Raw genomic sequence first — 17,026 nt, forward strand, 5'->3', positions numbered from 1 at the left:
CCCAGATAGTTAGAGAAAATTCGTGTTCAAGATCGCTTTCGGAGTTTCCGCAGGCGCAAGACAAAGGTAGAACAGGGATCGCAATGACAACGCCCAAAATCGACATCTACACCAAATTCGCGTGCCCTTTTTGTGTGCGGGCCAAGCACTTGCTCAAAAACAAGGGCGCCAGCTTCAACGAGTATGACATCACGCTGGGCGGCCCCAAGCGCCAGGAAATGCTGGAGCGGGCGCCGGGCGCGAGGACGGTTCCGCAAATCTTTATCGACGATGTCTATGTTGGCGGTTCTGACGAACTCGCTGCGCTGGAGCGTGCGGGCAAGCTTGACGCGCTACTCGGGGGCTGATCCTCACTGTGCTGCGTATCGCCGTCTTGCAGATGAATTCGGGAATTGATCCCGAAGCCAATGCGGATGCAATCGTATCGGCGGTATCGCAGTCCAAGTCGGACGGGGCGGAAATGCTTTTCACCCCTGAAATGTGCGGCCTGCTTGATCGTGACCGGGCACGGGCGGCGGCACACATCGTGGCTGAATCTGAAAACCCGGTGCTCAAGCGAGCAAAGCAAGCGGCGGCAGATGCCGGGATTTCGGTTGCGCTAGGATCGCTGGCGATTGCGCGTGAGGATGGGCGGTGGGTCAATCGCAGCTTCGTGATCGGCCCTGATGGCGCGATCCAGGCGCGCTATGACAAGATCCATATGTTCGACGTGGAACTCGCAACTGGCGAAACCTGGCGCGAAAGCTCTGCCTATGCACCGGGCGGACTGGTGGTGACGGTGGAGGGCACTCCGCTGGGGCGGCTCGGATTGACGGTCTGCTACGACATCCGCTTTCCCGCGCTGTTTGAGGAACTGGGGCGGCGGCGCTGCGATGCCATCGCCATTCCGGCCGCTTTCACTGTGCCGACAGGGCGCGACCATTGGCATGTACTCCAGCGCGCCCGCGCGATCGAAGCCAGCGCCTTCGTGATTGCCGCCGCGCAGGTGGGCGAGCATGAGGATGGCCGCCTGACATACGGCCATTCCCTGGTGATCGATCCATGGGGCGAAGTTCTGCTCGATCTGGGTGGAGAGGCGCCGGGCCTGGGCTTTGCCGAGATCGACCTAGACCGTATCGACGCGGTCCGTGCGCAGCTGCCAAGCCTTGCCAATCGCCGCGCAATCGCCAATTAGGCGAGTGAAATGATCGTTTTCGACCTTCAGTGTGACGCTGGCCACCGATTCGAGGGCTGGTTCGGTTCGTCGGCTGACTATGCGCAGCAGCGTGAGCGCGGGCTTGTGTCTTGCCCGCAATGCGGCAGCCAGCAAGTAGCCAAGGCGCCGATGGCGCCGGCCGTTCCGGCCAAGGGCAATACACGCAGCGAAGCGGTTCTGGATGCCAAGCAGCTTTCCAACCGGCCGATGACGCCCGAGGTGGAGAAAGCGCTGGCCAAGCTCGCTCAGGCGCAGGCGAAGGCGCTAAAGGAAAGCACCTGGGTTGGTGACAAATTCGCCGAAGTCTCGCGCAAGATGCATTACGGCGAGGCTGACGAAAAGGCGATCCACGGGCAGGCCAGTATTGAAGAGGCCAAGGGTCTGGTGGAGGAGGGCATTCAAATTGCCCCGCTGCCTTTCCCGGTTGCGCCGCCCGGCAAACTCAACTGATTGCCTTGCTTGATTTGCCTGCGTAAAGGGGCCGCGGGCGCCCGTAGCTCAGCAGGATAGAGCACCAGATTCCTAATCTGGGGGCCACAGGTTCGAATCCTGTCGGGCGCACCATAAAGGGGCTTGCCAATCGGGCAGGCCCTTTTTTTGTTGCTGTTGACTGTTCGATCCTCATTCGGACAAAATTCCGTGACTGGCATGCGGCGCGAGGCCAGTCTAGCAAGCGCACTCCAGCTGTCTTTATCAACTTGATGAGGTGGACTTGGCTGCCGTGCTTGGGCAAGCAACGCACGCGCTTAATTTGGAAAGCTCCTCTGACATGCAGGAAAGCGAAGACCTTGCTGAAATCCGCCGCGCGGTACGGGCCCTGTGCGACGAATTTCCGGGTGAATACTGGCGCGATAAGGATCGCACGCGCGACTATCCGGCAGAATTCGTCGATGCGCTGACGCATTCGGGCTTCCTTGCTGCGCTGATTCCGGAAGAGTTCGGCGGCAGCGGGTTGAAGCTGGATGCGGCGGCGGTGATCATGGAGGAAATCCAGGCTTCCGGCTGCAATGGCGGCGCAGCGCATGCCCAAATGTACATCATGAATACGCTGCTGCGTTACGGCAGCGATGCGCAAAAGGCCGAATACCTGCCCAGGATTGCCAGCGGCGAGCTGCGGCTGCAGGCGTTTGGCGTGTCCGAGCCGACCAGCGGCACCGACACGCTTTCGCTGAAGACGCGCGCGGTCAAGCACGGCGACCATTATGTGGTCAACGGCCAGAAAATCTGGACCAGCCGGGCCGAACATTCCGACCTGATGCTGTTGCTCGCGCGCACGACCCCGCGTGACCAGGTGGAAAAGCGCACCGATGGCCTCTCGATCTTCCTCGTGGACATGCGCGCCGCGCGCGAGGCAGGCGGGCTGACGATCAAACCGATCCGCACGATGATGAACCATTCCACCACCGAAGTATTCTTCGACGACATGCGCATCCCGGCCAGCGCGCTGATCGGTGAGGAAGGGAAGGGCTTCCGCTACATCCTTTCTGGCATGAATGCAGAGCGCATTTTGATTGCGGCCGAATGTATCGGCGATGCCAAATGGTTCATCGAGAAGGCAGGCGGCTATGCGCGCGAGCGCGAAGTGTTCGGCCGCCCGATCGGGCAGAACCAGGGCGTGCAGTTTCCGATCGCGCGCTGCTATGCCCAGATGCGCGCAGCCGAGCTGATGGTGCACCACGCGGCCAGGGTTTACGATGCGGGAGGCAATCCGGGCGAAGAAGCCAATATGGCCAAGCTGCTCGCCTCCGAGGCGAGCTGGGCCGCGGCGGACATGTGCGTGCAGACCTTTGGCGGCTTCGGATTCGCTGAAGAATATGATGTCGAGCGCAAGTTCCGCGAGGCGCGGCTCTATACTGTGGCCCCGATTTCAACCAATCTGATCCTCTCCTATCTGGCCGAGCATGTGCTTGGCCTGCCGCGTTCTTACTGATTCTTGTCACAAAGCGCTTGATCGCGCGCGTTAACTATGATTCTGTGTGTACAGCTCAGGGCGGGATAGAAATGCGCAAGCCACCAAAGGATCAGATAAGGCAGATGCTGGCGCTGGCCGCACTGCTTCTTATCGCCGGTTTCGCAATCGCCGGGCCAACCGGTTTGCTGGCCTGGAGCGAAAGCGAGGAACTGCTCGCAGAACGGCAGGCGCAGATTGCCCAACTTCGGCTTGAGCGCGATGCGCTCAGGAACAAGGTTGACCGCCTCAACCCTGAAGGGGCAGATCCTGACCTGGTTGGCGAACTGCTGCGCCGGAACATGAATGTGGTTCACCCCGATGAAGTGGTGATCACACTGGAAGACGAGTAGCTTCGCGCAATTACAGCAAGATTTCGTATGCAGGGACGGCGCTTGACGTTGCGTCACTGTGTCGCTTGCGCTTATAGCGGAGCTATTGTCCCGCCTCCCCGGGAAGACCAGCAACTGCAAGGATTTGAGCTTTGGCCAAAGCCGCGAAGACGCAAGTAAAAACGCCCAGGAAATCGGCATCGGACAATCCGGATTTTTTTCTCCATTCGCTCCAGGAAGCGCATGAGAAGCAGGGCCGGTATGACGCCAGCGAAGAGGAAATGCTCAGGCTTTACGAGCAGATGCTCCTCATCCGTCGTTTCGAAGAGAAAGCCGGGCAGCTTTACGGTCTAGGCCTGATCGGCGGCTTCTGCCACCTTTACATCGGCCAGGAGGCGGTCGCGATCGGGCTGCAAAGTGCGCTCGACAATGATCGTGACAGTGTGATCACCGGCTATCGGGATCACGGTCACATGCTTGCCTATGGCATCGATCCCAACGTGATCATGGCCGAATTGACCGGGCGCCAGGCTGGCATTTCCAAGGGGAAGGGCGGCTCGATGCACATGTTCAGCACCGAGCACAAATTCTATGGCGGGCACGGCATCGTGGGGGCGCAGGTTTCGCTCGGCGGCGGATTGGCGCTGGCGCATAAGTATAACGAGGACGGCGGGCTTTGCCTCACCTATTTCGGGGATGGCGCTTCGAACCAGGGGCAGGTTTACGAAACTTTCAACATGGCCGCGCTGTGGAACCTGCCGATCGTGTTCGTGATCGAGAACAACCAGTATGCGATGGGCACAAGCACGGCGCGGTCGAGCGCGGAAACAGAATTCCACCGGCGCGGGACCGCTTTTCGTATTCCGGGCATGAAAGTGAACGGAATGGACGTGCTGGAAGTGCGCGGAGCGGCCGAGATCGCGTTCAAGTACGTGCGCGAGGGCGGTGGGCCGGTACTGATGGAGCTAAGCACTTATCGCTATCGCGGCCACTCGATGTCCGATCCGGCGAAATACCGCAGCCGCGAGGAAGTGCAGGACGTGCGCGAGCACAAGGACCCGATCGAGGGCCTGAAGAAGGTTCTGCTCGAAAAGGGCAAGACCGAGGACGATCTGAAGGCGATCGACAAGGCTATCCGCGCGCGCGTTGCAGAAAGTGCCGACTTCGCTGAAAACTCGCCCGAGCCAGAGGCAGCCGAACTCTACACCGATGTTCTGGTGGAGGAGTATTGAGCCATGGCTATCGAACTGAAAATGCCGGCGCTTTCGCCCACCATGGAGGAAGGCACGCTTGCGCGCTGGCTCAAGCAGGAAGGTGATGAAATCGCCCCGGGTGACATCATCGCCGAAATCGAAACCGACAAGGCAACGATGGAATTCGAGGCGATCGACGAAGGCGTGCTGGGCAAGATCCTGATCGCTGAAGGTACCGAGAACGTGAAGGTCGGCACAGTTATCGCGACGCTTGAGGGCGAAGGCGATGACAGCGCTTCCGCCGATGCCGCTCCGGCGCCCGCTCCGGCTCCCGAACCCGAAGCCAGCCCCGCACCCGTTCCGGCGCGCCCGAAAGCCGAACCCAAGGCTGACCCAGCGATCCCCGAAGGCACCAGCTTTACCCAGGTCTCGGTGCGCGAAGCGCTGCGCGACGCAATGGCCGAGGAAATGCGCCGCGACGAACGTGTGTTCGTGATGGGCGAGGAAGTGGCCGAATACCAGGGCGCCTACAAGGTTACCCAGGGCCTGCTCGACGAATTCGGGCCCAAGCGGGTGATCGATACGCCGATCACCGAATACGGTTTCGCCGGGATCGGCACCGGCGCGGCGATGGGCGGATTGCGTCCGATCGTGGAATTCATGACCTTCAATTTTGCCATGCAGGCAATCGATCACATCATCAATTCCGCGGCCAAGACCAATTACATGTCGGGCGGGCAGATGCGCTGCCCGGTGGTTTTCCGCGGCCCCAATGGCGCGGCCAGCCGCGTGGGTGCGCAGCACAGCCAGAATTACGGCCCGTGGTACGCCAGCGTGCCCGGACTGATTGTGATCGCGCCCTATGATGCCGCCGATGCCAAAGGCTTGCTCAAGGCCGCAATCCGCACCGAGGACCCGGTGGTCTTCCTCGAGAACGAACTGGTCTATGGGCGCAGCTTCGATGTGCCGGATATTGACGATTACGTGTTGCCGATCGGCAAGGCGCGGGTGATGCGCGAGGGCAGCGATGTAACCATCGTCAGCTATTCGATCGGGGTCGGCTTTGCGCTCGAAGCTGCCGAGCAATTGGCTGAAGAAGGCATCAATGCCGAGGTGATCGACCTGCGCACGCTGCGCCCGCTTGACCGCCAGGCAATCCTCGACAGCCTGGCCAAGACCAATCGCCTGGTGATTGCGGAGGAAGGCTGGCCGACCTGTTCGATTGCGTCAGAAGTGATCGCGATCTGCATGGAGGAAGGCTTCGACCATCTCGATGCACCGGTGCTGAGGGTCTGCAACGAAGATGTGCCGCTGCCCTATGCCGCGAATCTTGAGAAGCTGGCGCTGATCGACGCCTCGCGCATTGTCGCTGCGGCAAGAAAGGTCTGTTACCGCGATTGAGGCGCGGGCGGGGTGTGCGCCCCGCCCTTGCAGCGCACTTCGCCTCAGCTATTCTTCGAAGACGAAGATGGGCCGGCTATAGGTCATGTTCAGCGCGTCCAGATTCACCAGCGGCAGGAAATCCTCGCCGAGATAGGAAATCGCTATGTCCATTTCGGTGGCATCCTGAACCCTGCTGGTGCCGGCTTCGGTGACGGTTATCTGCAACTGGTCGGTTTCGAGCAGATAGGGTGCGCCGACCGCAATGCTGAGGGCAATTGCCTCTATCTCGACGGGCGAGATATTGTTTTCCTTCTGATATTCGATCATCACGCGGCGGGCAGTGTCGGAAGCGATCGAACGCAGTGAATTGTAGTTCTGCATGTAGATCGCGACATGAAAGACGCCGATCGTGGCAACGATGAGGACCGGCGCCAACAGCGCAAACTCGATAATGGTCGAGCCGCGCGCGTCGCGCAGGAGGCGTTTGAGGCGTGCCCTGATCGTCATGACAGCATCACAGTGCGAACAACATTGTAATTGATCGTCTCACCGATGCCGAATTCGGTCCAGACCGGCGTATAGCTGTCAGACATTTGCAGGCGGACATAATTGCTCACCACATCGTCCACACCGCAGCTCTCTTTTGTGCTGACGAGCGTCTCGCTGTCGTTGCAGCGATAGAACCGCGTCACCGTGATCTGCTCTTCGCGCAGGCCAACCGATTGCGCCAGAATCGCCTTGATCTTGTCTGCATCGGTCGCCGCACCGGTTGCTGCAGCGACAGCGATGATCTCTGCCTCTGCGGCGGCGGATTGCAGTTCATACTGGCGCGAAACGACCATGCTCGCCTCGAAAGTGCCAAATGACATCAGGATCAGCAACGGCAGCACGAGCGCGGTTTCGATCGCCATCGAACCCTGCGCGCTCGCGCGAAGATTGCCAATGAGGTTTCGCCAGCGGGAGATCATGCGACCATCCTCACCTTGCCACTGCTCGAACCGACCTCAGTCGCTTCATTCACAGGGCATAGCGTTTCGAGCTTGGCGCCGCCCTTGATATCGATGCGATAGGCCGAAACCAGCAGGCACTGCGAGCTGACGTCGGCGGTACCGTTGATCGTCAACGTGCCCGAAGGCATGTAGATCAGTCCTTCGACCAGCGAGTTCGAATTGCCGTTCATGATATGGCCGGGGCTGGGCGGATTGTTCTCGCGGTCTTCGAAGATCAGCATTCCCGCATAACGATCGGCCATGTCCGGGTATCCGGCGTTGATCACATCGTTTGCGGTCATGGGTGACAGGCGGATCGAATTGTCGTTGCCATTGCCGCCCAGCTTCACCCGTGCGCCGTTTTTCAGCACGAACATCACGCCGGTGCCCGTGACATTGTAGTTGGCGGAAAGATCCAGTTCGCCCCCGTCGATCACATAGACGCCCGACGCCAGCACCGTGGTGCAGGAAATCACGATTGAGGAATATGTGCCCGGCAGCAGCGATGCCTGTACATTCTTGCCCTTGCCGGTGCAGTTATAGGTTCGGGGTGTATCGTTCGTCGGCGGTTCCAGATCGGAGTATATATCCGTCAAACCTGATGCATCCTCGACCACCAGGTGCTTGAGCTCATCCGGAGCCTCAACCTTGCCGCAAGCAACGATGATATCAGTCTCGACCGTTGCCGATCCGTCGACGGTAATGGCATCTTCGCTGCACGAAAGGGCGGCGATGCCGCATTGCGCCTTGACCGACGCATTGCCGCCGATGATCGTGCCTTCACCGTCCTTGGCAAGCGAGACGAGGCAGGCGCTGAAGTGGCCGCCTTCGGCGAAGCTGGCCTGGGCCGAAGCGGTTACGGTCACCCCATTGCCCGTCAGAAAACTTGAAAAGGGCAGTGTTCGGGTCGCGCTTGCCCGCACCAGCACGCTGTTGTTGCTGCCGCCGGCGAAACTTGCCAGTGTGATCACCGGTTCCGATGCAAAATCAGAGATCACCGCGAGATTGGCATCATATTCCTGTTTCGCGCGCTTTTCGTAGAAACCGGCCGAATCATCATTGGTGAGCGCCCATGCACCAGCATAGGCGGCCTGGTCGACAGCCTGCTGCAGTTCACGCTTCCACAGGTACCATTGCGCGGTATCGACGGCCAGGCCTGCACCGCCAATAAGGGCAGGGGTTCCCATCGCCACAAGAAGAACGGCGTTTCCGCGGGTATTTTTCCGCAGCTTCTGGAACAGCTTGTTCAATCTGGACATCGGCGCATAACCTCAAATCAATCGGCCAGCCGCAAGCGTAATCGCGGCAGGTTTGGTGTAGTTAGTGCCCGAAATGAGTTAACGACCTGCTAAGGTCTGGCAGAAATTCCCAGAAAACGTGGACTTATCCTGAATATTCGGTTGACGCCGCCGCCTGGCAACGGCGTAACGCGAGCGATGCTGAAAGAAGATCACGAGGCCCTGCCTCCCGAGCAGCGCCTTGCGCTGTCTTATACAAGGCCTGATTTGCGGCCCGCGTTGGCTAGTTTCTTCGCGCTGGACCGCCGGTTTGGGCAGATCGTGGCCAAGACCAGCGAGCCGTTAATGGGACAGATGCGGCTCGCCTGGTGGCGCGAACAGCTTGAAAAGCCGGTCAGCGATCGCCCTGCGGGTGATTTGCTGCTCGATGCGGTCAGTCAACACTGGGCTGGTCAGGAAGAGGTTCTGCTGTCGTTGGTCGATGGCTGGGAAGAACTGTTGGTGGCCCCCACGTTGACGCCCGCCGTTGCCGCGCGATTCTGCGCCAGGCGCGCCCGCGCGCTATCGCTGATGGCGGCCACTTGCGGCAACGGGGCAGGTGTACGTGCACAGGCGGCGGGTGAGCGTTGGGCCGCCGCCGACGCTGCGGTGCATGTCAGCAGCGATGAGGAACGCGAAGTTTTGCTTGCAACCGGGCTGGGCCGGGCTTCGGGGAAGGGCAGTATTGCGCGGGACATGCGCGGGCTGGCGGTGCTCGAAGCGCTGGCGCTGCGCTCATTGCGGCGCGGAGGAAAGCCACTGATGGATGGGCGAGGTGCTGCGTTGGTTGCATTGCGGGCGGGATTGCTCGGGCGCTGAAAAACGGTATCCTGCCGCGTGTGGCAGGAGGGTCGTATGTCGCGCATATTATTGGGTCTTTTTCTGGGTCTCGCGCTCGCAAGTGTGGGGCTTTACTGGTGGGAGGGGCGCGCACAAGTCGAGGAAAAAGCGCCGCCACCGCCCAGTCCCGAACAGGCTGGCCCATCGGCGGATGAATTGCCGATCACCAACCCTGGCGACATGCAGGGCCCCGTGCCGCCGGAAGCGACCGAACTGACCCGCGAGCAGCGCCGCTTCTTCCGTTATGATCGCAATCGCGACCGGGTGATCACCCGCATCGAAATGTTATCGACGCGCAGCGACGGGTTTCGCGACCTCGACAAGGACGGCAACAACCTGCTGACCTTCGAGGAATGGGCGGTGACTACGGCAGAGCGGTTTGAAGGCGCCGATGCTGATGGGGACGGGAAACTTACACCCAAGGAGTTCGCTACAACCGCCCCCAAACCGGGCGCGAAGAAGGCATCTTGCCGGTGCTGACAGCTACTGGCGCGCCCGTTTAGGCGGTGGCCGGCTCCAATATGCTGGCCAGCCACTCGCCGAAATCCTGCTTGGCACGGCTTGTATAAGCTTCCTTGCGCTGCTTCTTCTTCACTTCGTGCAGCGGCGGGAACAGCCCGAAATTGACGTTCATGGGCTGGAATGTATCGGCCTCCGCGTCGCCGGTGATGTGGCTCAATAGCGCGCCGATTGCCGTGGTGCGGGGCAGGGGCGGGCATTCGCGACCGGCAAGCTCGAATGCAGCCATCATTCCCGCAATCAGCCCCACCGCACTCGATTCGACATAGCCCTCGCATCCCGTCACTTGCCCCGCGAAGCGGATATGCGGCGCGTTTCGCAACCGCAATTGCCGATCGAGCACCAGCGGCGAATTGAGAAAGGTGTTGCGGTGCAGCCCGCCAAGCCGCGCGAATTCGGCATTTTCCAGACCCGGAATGGTGCGGAACAATTCGATCTGAGCGCCATATTTGAGCTTGGTCTGGAAGCCGACCATGTTCCACAGCGTGCCCAGCTTGTTATCCTGCCTCAGCTGCACGACGGCATAGGGCCAGCGGCCCTGCGGGTGCTCTTCGCTGGTGTCATAGGGGTTATCCAGCCCGACCCCCTTCATCGGCCCGTAGCGCAGCGTTTCGACCCCGCGCGCCGCCATGACCTCGATCGGCATGCACCCATCGAAATAGGGAGTGTCCTTTTCCCACTCGCGGAACTCGGTCTTCTCGCCATCGATCAGCCCCTGATGGAAAGCGAGATATTGCTCCTTGGTCATCGGGCAATTGATATAATCGCCCCCCTCGTTCGAGGCCGCAGTGCGCTTGTTCCAGCGCGACTGGATCCAGCATTTTGACATGTCGATGCTGTCGCGGTGGACGATGGGGGCGATGGCATCGAAAAATGCCAGCCGCTCCTGTCCGGTAGCGGCAACGATACTGTCCGCCAGCGCCTGGGCGGTAAGCGGCCCGGTGCTGACGATCGTCATCCCCGCATCGGGCAGGCGATCGATCCGCTCGCGCACAATTGTGACATTGGGATGCTCTGCCAGCGTGCGGCTGACTTCGTGCGAGAATACATCACGGTCGACCGCCATCGCGCTGCCAGCGGGCACACGTGCCATCTCGCCTGCGTGCATGATCAGTGAATCGAGCCGACGCATTTCGTGATGCAGCAGGCCGACGGCGTTCCTCTCGTCATCATCGCTGCGGAAACTGTTGGAGCATACCAGCTCGGCGAGACCATCGGTCTGGTGAGCGGGTGTCAATTCTCCCGAACCGCGCATTTCAGACAGGCGCACCTTGAATCCGCGCCTTGCCAGCTGCCACGCGGCTTCGCTGCCGGCCAGGCCGCCGCCGATGATATGCACGTCATGAGTGTCTGATTGGGTCATTACAGGCTGCACCTAGAGCTTGCCGATGTCATTCTTCAAGTCCAAGAGTGCCTCCAAGGGGGAAACCATGCCCAAACGCGCTCTTATCGAACACCGGCCCTGGCTGCTCGCCAGCATTATCGCGGCAATCGCTTTCTATTTCCTGCGTGACAATCCGCTGGGCGAAGTGTGGCTGATAATGATCAAGGGCCTCGCGGTCGGCTGTCTGGCGTTCTACGCGATACGGCGGGCGACGGGGCCTGACGCCGCGATCATTGCTGCGGTGATGATGTTCGGGGCACTGGGCGACATGGGCATCGAGTTCGATTTCGCCCTTGGCGGCGGGTTGTTCTTCATCGGACATGTGCTGGCGATCTGGCTGTACCTGCGCAATCCGCGCGAGCACCGCTCGCCCAGCCAGAAGGCACTGGCGGTCGTGCTGCTGCTGGGCACGCCGGCGATCAGTTGGCTCTTGAGCCATGACTGGGCGGTAACGCTTTACGGGCTGGCACTGGGCGGCATGGCATCGACTGCCTGGATGAGCCACTTTCCGCGCTATCGCGTGGGGATTGGGGCTGTGCTGTTCGTCGTCTCGGACTGGCTGATCTTCAGCCGGATGGGCCCGTTCGATCTAGGCGTGCTGCCGCATTACCTGATCTGGCCGCTCTATTTTGCCGGGCAATTCATGATCGCAACTGGTGTGGTGCAGACCCTGCGCCACGAACTGGCTGACGAAGACGATTAGAGCCAGCAGTTTGGGAATCCTGTTTACGGGTCTGTAGGTCTAGGGTCCTCACCCCAGACCTACAGATTATGTGCTGACACCCGGATGGTCGCTCTACGAATTAGCGATAGACGTGGGTTGTCATTCGGGCGGGGGGATCAGGCGATCGATGCGATAGACCACATCGTTCCCGGCGACGATTGGTGCACCGACTATTCGCGGTGCTTCATTGCCTTGCCCAATCGTGATGGTCGTGCCGTCCCGGTACAATGTGATCGGCGCAACGCCCATTGTAGCCAGCTCCACCGATCCATCCTCATCCGACAAGCCTTTTTCCAGATCCGAAGCAAGGACATAGCCAGGCGCTATATGCTGCCGTAGAACTGCGATCAGTTGCGGGCGATTCTCCGTGCTTTCAATAGCTTGACGCTCAGCCGCATCGAGAGAGTTCCATGCACCATCAACCGGTAGAAATACGGTGTAACTTCCTTCCCCGTCGAGCGCGGCCCCTAGCTGGGCTGCGCCGATAAGTCTGGTTGATATTGACAGGTCAGCAGCATTGCCAATGGCCGTTGTCACCATTTCGCTGTTGGCGATTGGATCGGCACGCTCATTGTCAGCTGCTTGCTTGTCATTGTCCTGGCAAGCGCCAAGCATGGCGGCAAGCGCAATAACGATCGACAATTTCTGGATTGCCGGGCGACGAGATTTGTTACCGTGTGCCATCAGACGACCAACTCGATGATTTGACGGACAAGCTGCGTTGTCGGATCAATCTCGTAAACGTAGCCATCATTATAGCGGTAATAGTTCGCCTCGTCGTCGGTATATCGGTCTCGGTAATTGTAGGGTACATTATAAACTTCATAGCCCGGCGGCGCTGGCGAGCCGACGTTCCAATTGTCGCCAGTCAATAAACCGGCGATGGAACTGATCCTCTGAGTCTCAGGATTTACCCTGAAAATCGCGCCATCTGCATAACGAACGCCGCTGTTTGCACCCGATCCATAGTAGCGCTCATAATAAGGCGAAACCTGGTAATCAGTGAAACTCTGGGGCCACGCATTGCCGTTGAATAGCGCCCCGCCAAGAAGCGGCACGATGCCCTGTACGAGGCTTGTCGCCGGATCGATGCGATATGCAAATCCTTGGTCGTAACGCCAGTCATCGCTGCGATTTCTGCCAAACAGGTTTGAATAGCGGTCCCAACGCGTCCCCTCACCAAACTTGCGTGCTTGACCGGGGGGTAGGCAGCCGTTGTCCTTCTTCGCAAGCCCTGGAGGACATCCCTGGAAGCTTGGTTCGGGCCTGATGTAGCGGCCGTTCTCTACGGTACGCCTCGGGAAATTCTCAATGCGCCCATCTTGACGGCGCGAATTAACTTCAGCCCTGTCATTGTTGGGGCCGGCCTTGTTGCCGGATTGAGCGTTTTGATTTGCGACGTCCGGTGTGCGCGCCTTGGCCTTGTTCTGCGCCTTGTTCTGGGCCTTGTCAGCGCGGTTGGCTGCTGCACCCGGGCCGCCCTTGTTGTCGGCTGGTTTGCTTTTCTCGCTACCCTGTTTGTCATTCCCGTTGTTCTGTGCTTGCGCAGAGAGTGCCAATGGAAGGCTAAGCAGTGCAATTCCGGCTAGAAGTATTTTGTTTCGCATATCAATGCTCCTCGACAGAATTAAACGTCGCATGCATGAAATTGTTCCGCGAAATTAAGAATATCGCCGCTCAGCCTCTAGCCGCCGAAACCCGTGTTGCTTTGAACAGCCTCACAAATAGCGTGCAAAAACCCGTCTAGCTTTTGGGAAAAATGGTGGACGCACTAGGGCTCGAACCTAGGACCCGCTGATTAAGAGTTTCACTAAGGATATGATTGCACTGTAGTATTCTGTTCGATCTTGTAGCGTAACACATTGGCAATGCGAATCTTTGATGTAGTGATGCGTTCGGATCGATTTCACTCTGTTTTATTCAATCGCACGCGTCTGATGCCCTAAAAATGCCCCGTTTGGATAGCTGCAAAGCGAGGCTTGGGAGCGCCAAATCGACGGGTTACCACAAATGCACATTTGTGGTAATATGGGGATCGAGCAATATGCGAGGTTCCCATGAGTCGACTGACCATAGATATTACCGACCAGCAGCACCAAAGTCTAAAAGCCTTGGCGGCATTGCAGGGCAAGACGATCAAGCAATATGCCATTGAGCGATTGTTTTCCGCCGATGCGGGGGAAGATTCAGCGTGGCAGGAATTGAAAACTCTGCTGGGCCAACGGATCGCCGAAGGCTTGGCGGGCAGCGTGTCCACCAAGAGCATCGATGCCATCGTTGATGAAGAGCTGGGTCGGGATAGCCGCGCTTGACCGTCGGCTATGTTCTGTCGTCGTCGGCGGAAGCTGATCTACGCGACGTTATCCGCTATACACGCAAGCAATGGGGTGATGTGCAGACCCGCAGCTATGTGGCCAAGCTGCAAGCGGGTATGGAAAGCGTCGCGGCGGTCGACGGCATCTTCAAAGACATGTCCACGCTCTATCCGGGTTTGCGGATGGTCCGTTGCGAGCACCACTATATCTTCTGCCTTCCGCGTGACGACGCGCCCGCCCTCGTGGTGGCGATTTTTCACGAGCGCATGGACCTGATGGTGAGGCTGGCAGCGCGATTGGGGTAACTTTGGCGACTTGAGTGGCCCTAAACAGTTTCCCGAACCTCTTCGTCTCCAACCAGTCGCATCAATATGGTGCGAGAGCCGAGAACCGGTTCACCATAAGAATATGAATAATGTTGGCCGTCCCTGAAAAAATGCTCGGTCACCCCGAAAAGCGCCCCACGCGGCAGGGGGTGTTTCGCGTTTGGGTTATGGAAGAATTGCAGTTCATCGGCCCAGCCATCGCCGTGCTCGACACCCAATTCCTCGACGAAGGGAGTCCCATTGGCGCTATTGGGATCGGGGTCAAGCCGGAGGCCAAAACGAAGATACTTGTGATCCGCCGCGCCAAATCCGGCGGCTACACCCATCCGATCGAATTTCGCGAGGGTACCCGCATTCGAGAATAAGACGCCGGAGATATTTTCGGCGCCCGGAAGGTCGAAAAATCCCGTTGGAACTTCCTTGCCACCATAGGTGTGATGGTTTCCTTTCGAGGCGCGGGAAAGCAGAGAACCGTCGACAAACTCCCACTCAAGACGATGGCCATATAGATAGGGCCATAAAGCTGCCTGAGTATATGTCATTGATCTCCTCTTCAGACGTTTTGATTGGAAAGCAGTCACCGACATTTGAATGAAATCCCTCTCATCAACACATGGCTAACGACCTAACTGTTAGTTAACCATACCTACGTAGAATCCCCTACCATTGAGATAGTAGGGACTTAAAATCGTGAAAAAGTTACTGGGTTGTTCAGCGATCACGCTTTCGTTCATGCTCGTCGAGCCAGCCTTGGCCCAAAGTTCGACGGTCACTTTGACCGCCGAGTTCAACAGCGGCGCTATCGCCGAATATTCAAATGGCCCGAACCGTACGTCGAATGCGGAGCTGTTCGGCTCGCTCAATATCACCTCGATTTCGATCAGCCAGGAATCCAATGACGGCAATTGGGGCGGAAGCCAGGGTAACGATACCGCTGTTACAGCAACAATCAGCTATTCAGATGGATCTACGCTTACTTTCCCGGCAGCAATCAACTGGGTCAAGAATACGGGTAGTGGCAACTTCGACTGGGTTGGCCTGACGACATCCACGATTCAGAATGACGGTTACACTCCACCAGGCGGCGGAAGCAAAACCTACATCTTGCAGTTCCCGCAAAGTTCGACCGATCTTTCGACGCTTCTCCCAGACAGTCTTGATGGTAGCGCCAACTCCAGCGGCGCGTTGAACGCGCTCAATCTCTACTTCCCCGGACCGGGCTCAAGCTCGCTGACCTTCACTTCGGCCAACGCCTTCAGCTATCTGGAGAACTCGACCGACCCTGATGTCATAGGCACCGTACAGACCGCAAACGCCGCAGGCGCAGTTACCTATTCCATCAGCTCTGGGAACTCGAACGGGTGGTACGAGATTGAGCCCAGTACCGGTGAGATCTCGCTCACACCTGCAGGGGTTGCAGCCTCAGAGCCAAATGACTTCGAAACGCTGCCCAACAGCCGGACGATCACGGTGCAGGCGAATGACGGCTCTGGCATCATCGCACAAACGATTACTCTTTCGGAAACCGATGTTGTCGAAAACCCTCCGATCTCGTTTACGAGCGGCGCGGCTTTCAATTATCCGGAGAATTCCAGCGAGACTGATGTTTTGGCACCTATTGCCGCGACGGGCGGCTCCGGGGCGCTCACGTATGCGATCACAGCTGGAAACTCTAATGGCTGGTACGAAATTGATGCAAACACTGGCGAGATTACCCTTACCACTGCTGGCGTAGCGGCCGCGTCAAACGTTTTCGAAGGCGCGCCCAATTCCCATGTCCTGACAATACAAGCATCGGATGACTCCAGCACCGGCTCAATGGATGTCACGCTTTCTGAAACTGATGTGAACGACGCCCCGACCTTTACCGGTACGAATGCGACCGATGGTGGCGGTGCTTCGTCCTATGCGTTCAGCTATGCCGAAGGGCAGGCCGAAGGCGCGGCGCTGGGTCAGGTGGCAGCGAGCGACCCGGATGCTGGCGACACCATCACGTTCGCCATTGCGGGCGGCAACACCAATGGCTGGTTCCAGATCGATGGCACCAGTGGCGAGATCAGCCTGACCGCTGCCGGCGTGGCAGCGGCGGCGAACGACTTCGAGGGTGCGCCCAATGTGCACACGCTTGACGTCACCGCGAGCGACGGCACCGATACGACCTCGATCGAGGTGGTGCTCTCCGAGACCGATGTCGATGAAGTAGCGCCGAGCATTACCTCTGCTGCGAGCTTCGATGTGAACGAAGGCGAGACCGCTGTTGCGACACTCACCGCCGATGAGGCAGTGACCTGGTCGATCACCGGCGGTGTGGATGCGGGCGATCTCTCGATCGATCCGGGCAGTGGTGCGCTGACGTTCGATGTAGCGCCCGACTTCGAGGCGCCGGTCGATGACAATGGCGACAATGCCTACCAGATCGAGGTGACCGCGACCGATGGCGCGGGCAACACCACGGTGCAGACGGTCACGGTCAACGTGCTCGATCTGCCCGATACCAACACGGCCCCGACCTTTACCGGTACGAATGCGACCGATGGTGGCGGTGCTTCGTCCTATGCGTTCAGCTATGCCGAAGGGCAGGCCGAAGGCGCGGCGCTGGGT

General features: G+C 59.0%; 20 protein-coding genes and 1 tRNA gene. 14 read left to right on the top strand and 7 right to left on the bottom strand.

What is annotated here, in order from left to right; genetic code table 11:
* Positions 1 to 83 precede the first annotated feature (83 nt).
* From grxC to ACX3VQ_RS12895, 8 genes are all read left to right on the top strand, one after another.
* Complete coding sequence (gene grxC, locus ACX3VQ_RS12860; protein WP_462572257.1) at positions 84 to 347, top strand: glutaredoxin 3; 264 nt, start codon at positions 84 to 86, stop codon at positions 345 to 347.
* 8 nt (positions 348 to 355) lie between these two features.
* Complete coding sequence (locus ACX3VQ_RS12865; protein ID WP_462581436.1) at positions 356 to 1,174, top strand: carbon-nitrogen hydrolase family protein; 819 nt, start codon at positions 356 to 358, stop codon at positions 1,172 to 1,174.
* A gap of 9 nt (positions 1,175 to 1,183) precedes the next feature.
* A complete protein-coding gene (locus tag ACX3VQ_RS12870) occupies positions 1,184 to 1,645 on the top strand; it encodes a DUF1178 family protein (protein ID WP_462572255.1) in 462 nt (153 codons plus the stop codon).
* 37 nt (positions 1,646 to 1,682) lie between these two features.
* Positions 1,683 to 1,759: transfer RNA gene (locus tag ACX3VQ_RS12875), tRNA-Arg, on the top strand.
* 205 nt (positions 1,760 to 1,964) lie between these two features.
* Positions 1,965 to 3,125, top strand: a complete 1,161-nt coding sequence (locus ACX3VQ_RS12880) for an acyl-CoA dehydrogenase family protein (RefSeq protein ID WP_462581437.1) — start codon at positions 1,965 to 1,967, stop codon at positions 3,123 to 3,125.
* A 71-nt stretch (positions 3,126 to 3,196) separates the two neighbouring features.
* Entirely contained in the window at positions 3,197 to 3,496 is a 300-nt protein-coding gene (locus ACX3VQ_RS12885) for an FtsB family cell division protein (RefSeq protein WP_462572253.1), read from the top strand.
* Positions 3,497 to 3,627: 131 nt separating this feature from the next.
* Entirely contained in the window at positions 3,628 to 4,707 is a 1,080-nt protein-coding gene (gene pdhA / locus ACX3VQ_RS12890) for a pyruvate dehydrogenase (acetyl-transferring) E1 component subunit alpha (protein WP_462581439.1), read from the top strand.
* 3 nt (positions 4,708 to 4,710) lie between these two features.
* Positions 4,711 to 6,069, top strand: coding sequence for a pyruvate dehydrogenase complex E1 component subunit beta (locus tag ACX3VQ_RS12895; protein WP_462581440.1), 1,359 nt, complete (start codon positions 4,711 to 4,713; stop codon positions 6,067 to 6,069).
* Positions 6,070 to 6,117: 48 nt separating this feature from the next.
* Here the strand turns inward: ACX3VQ_RS12895 and ACX3VQ_RS12900 are convergent, their stop codons facing one another.
* From ACX3VQ_RS12900 to ACX3VQ_RS12910, 3 genes are all read right to left on the bottom strand, one after another.
* Positions 6,118 to 6,471 carry a hypothetical protein gene (locus tag ACX3VQ_RS12900; RefSeq protein WP_462581461.1) on the bottom strand — a complete coding sequence of 118 codons (354 nt, stop codon included), beginning with the start codon at positions 6,469 to 6,471 and terminating at the stop codon, positions 6,118 to 6,120.
* Between the two features lie 83 nt (positions 6,472 to 6,554).
* Entirely contained in the window at positions 6,555 to 7,019 is a 465-nt protein-coding gene (locus ACX3VQ_RS12905) for a TadE/TadG family type IV pilus assembly protein (RefSeq protein ID WP_462581442.1), read from the bottom strand.
* Complete coding sequence (locus tag ACX3VQ_RS12910; protein WP_462581443.1) at positions 7,016 to 8,299, bottom strand: pilus assembly protein TadG-related protein; 1,284 nt, start codon at positions 8,297 to 8,299, stop codon at positions 7,016 to 7,018. The genes ACX3VQ_RS12905 and ACX3VQ_RS12910 overlap by 4 nt, the downstream gene beginning before the upstream one ends.
* Before the next feature lie 177 nt (positions 8,300 to 8,476).
* Here ACX3VQ_RS12910 and ACX3VQ_RS12915 point away from each other — a divergent pair, with 177 nt between their 5' ends.
* Complete coding sequence (locus ACX3VQ_RS12915; protein ID WP_462581444.1) at positions 8,477 to 9,136, top strand: squalene/phytoene synthase family protein; 660 nt, start codon at positions 8,477 to 8,479, stop codon at positions 9,134 to 9,136.
* A 36-nt stretch (positions 9,137 to 9,172) separates the two neighbouring features.
* Positions 9,173 to 9,637: an EF-hand domain-containing protein gene (locus tag ACX3VQ_RS12920; RefSeq protein ID WP_462581445.1), complete on the top strand. Its 465-nt coding sequence runs from the start codon at positions 9,173 to 9,175 to the stop codon at positions 9,635 to 9,637.
* Between the two features lie 19 nt (positions 9,638 to 9,656).
* Here ACX3VQ_RS12920 and trmFO read toward each other — a convergent pair whose 3' ends face one another.
* Complete coding sequence (trmFO, locus tag ACX3VQ_RS12925; RefSeq protein WP_462581446.1) at positions 9,657 to 11,039, bottom strand: methylenetetrahydrofolate--tRNA-(uracil(54)-C(5))-methyltransferase (FADH(2)-oxidizing) TrmFO; 1,383 nt, start codon at positions 11,037 to 11,039, stop codon at positions 9,657 to 9,659.
* A gap of 25 nt (positions 11,040 to 11,064) precedes the next feature.
* On the opposite strand from trmFO, the gene ACX3VQ_RS12930 reads away from it, so the two are divergent.
* On the top strand, positions 11,065 to 11,763 hold the full coding sequence (locus ACX3VQ_RS12930) for a lysoplasmalogenase (RefSeq protein ID WP_462581447.1): 699 nt from the start codon (positions 11,065 to 11,067) through the stop codon (positions 11,761 to 11,763).
* A 120-nt stretch (positions 11,764 to 11,883) separates the two neighbouring features.
* Here ACX3VQ_RS12930 and ACX3VQ_RS12935 read toward each other — a convergent pair whose 3' ends face one another.
* Together ACX3VQ_RS12935 and ACX3VQ_RS12940 are read right to left on the bottom strand one after the other, a co-directional pair.
* On the bottom strand, positions 11,884 to 12,468 hold the full coding sequence (locus tag ACX3VQ_RS12935; protein WP_462581448.1) for a fasciclin domain-containing protein: 585 nt from the start codon (positions 12,466 to 12,468) through the stop codon (positions 11,884 to 11,886).
* Positions 12,468 to 13,391, bottom strand: coding sequence for a hypothetical protein (locus tag ACX3VQ_RS12940; protein ID WP_462581449.1), 924 nt, complete (start codon positions 13,389 to 13,391; stop codon positions 12,468 to 12,470). The genes ACX3VQ_RS12935 and ACX3VQ_RS12940 overlap by 1 nt, the downstream gene beginning before the upstream one ends.
* Before the next feature lie 450 nt (positions 13,392 to 13,841).
* Between ACX3VQ_RS12940 and ACX3VQ_RS12945 the strand changes: the two genes are divergently transcribed.
* Together ACX3VQ_RS12945 and ACX3VQ_RS12950 are read left to right on the top strand one after the other, a co-directional pair.
* Positions 13,842 to 14,096, top strand: a complete 255-nt coding sequence (locus ACX3VQ_RS12945; RefSeq protein ID WP_462581450.1) for an antitoxin — start codon at positions 13,842 to 13,844, stop codon at positions 14,094 to 14,096.
* Entirely contained in the window at positions 14,093 to 14,404 is a 312-nt protein-coding gene (locus tag ACX3VQ_RS12950; protein WP_462581451.1) for a type II toxin-antitoxin system RelE/ParE family toxin, read from the top strand. The genes ACX3VQ_RS12945 and ACX3VQ_RS12950 overlap by 4 nt, the downstream gene beginning before the upstream one ends.
* A 20-nt stretch (positions 14,405 to 14,424) precedes the next feature.
* Here the strand turns inward: ACX3VQ_RS12950 and ACX3VQ_RS12955 are convergent, their stop codons facing one another.
* Positions 14,425 to 14,967 (bottom strand): hypothetical protein, encoded by a 543-nt coding sequence (locus ACX3VQ_RS12955; RefSeq protein WP_462581452.1) that lies wholly within the window; start codon positions 14,965 to 14,967, stop codon positions 14,425 to 14,427.
* A 148-nt stretch (positions 14,968 to 15,115) separates the two neighbouring features.
* Between ACX3VQ_RS12955 and ACX3VQ_RS12960 the strand changes: the two genes are divergently transcribed.
* The coding region (locus ACX3VQ_RS12960; protein WP_462581453.1) for a cadherin repeat domain-containing protein at positions 15,116 to 17,026 on the top strand (1,911 nt) is incomplete at its 3' end.

The organism is Altererythrobacter chaiwopuensis, assembly GCF_054957735.1.

Bases quoted from the DNA above. Each gene is read 5' to 3' on its own strand.
- ACX3VQ_RS12915 (WP_462581444.1), top strand. From the start codon at position 8,477: ATGCTGAAAGAAGATCACGAGGCCCTGCCTCCCGAGCAGCGCCTTGCG.
- ACX3VQ_RS12930 (WP_462581447.1), top strand. From the start codon at position 11,065: ATGTCATTCTTCAAGTCCAAGAGTGCCTCCAAGGGGGAAACCATGCCC.
- ACX3VQ_RS12945 (WP_462581450.1), top strand. From the start codon at position 13,842: ATGAGTCGACTGACCATAGATATTACCGACCAGCAGCACCAAAGTCTA.
- ACX3VQ_RS12935 (WP_462581448.1), bottom strand. From the start codon at position 12,468: ATGGCACACGGTAACAAATCTCGTCGCCCGGCAATCCAGAAATTGTCG.
- ACX3VQ_RS12880 (WP_462581437.1), top strand. From the start codon at position 1,965: ATGCAGGAAAGCGAAGACCTTGCTGAAATCCGCCGCGCGGTACGGGCC.
- ACX3VQ_RS12895 (WP_462581440.1), top strand. From the start codon at position 4,711: ATGGCTATCGAACTGAAAATGCCGGCGCTTTCGCCCACCATGGAGGAA.
- ACX3VQ_RS12870 (WP_462572255.1), top strand. From the start codon at position 1,184: ATGATCGTTTTCGACCTTCAGTGTGACGCTGGCCACCGATTCGAGGGC.
- ACX3VQ_RS12905 (WP_462581442.1), bottom strand. From the start codon at position 7,019: ATGATCTCCCGCTGGCGAAACCTCATTGGCAATCTTCGCGCGAGCGCG.
- ACX3VQ_RS12955 (WP_462581452.1), bottom strand. From the start codon at position 14,967: ATGACATATACTCAGGCAGCTTTATGGCCCTATCTATATGGCCATCGT.
- ACX3VQ_RS12920 (WP_462581445.1), top strand. From the start codon at position 9,173: ATGTCGCGCATATTATTGGGTCTTTTTCTGGGTCTCGCGCTCGCAAGT.
- ACX3VQ_RS12940 (WP_462581449.1), bottom strand. From the start codon at position 13,391: ATGCGAAACAAAATACTTCTAGCCGGAATTGCACTGCTTAGCCTTCCA.
- ACX3VQ_RS12910 (WP_462581443.1), bottom strand. From the start codon at position 8,299: ATGTCCAGATTGAACAAGCTGTTCCAGAAGCTGCGGAAAAATACCCGC.
- trmFO (WP_462581446.1), bottom strand. From the start codon at position 11,039: ATGACCCAATCAGACACTCATGACGTGCATATCATCGGCGGCGGCCTG.
- ACX3VQ_RS12885 (WP_462572253.1), top strand. From the start codon at position 3,197: ATGCGCAAGCCACCAAAGGATCAGATAAGGCAGATGCTGGCGCTGGCC.
- grxC (WP_462572257.1), top strand. From the start codon at position 84: ATGACAACGCCCAAAATCGACATCTACACCAAATTCGCGTGCCCTTTT.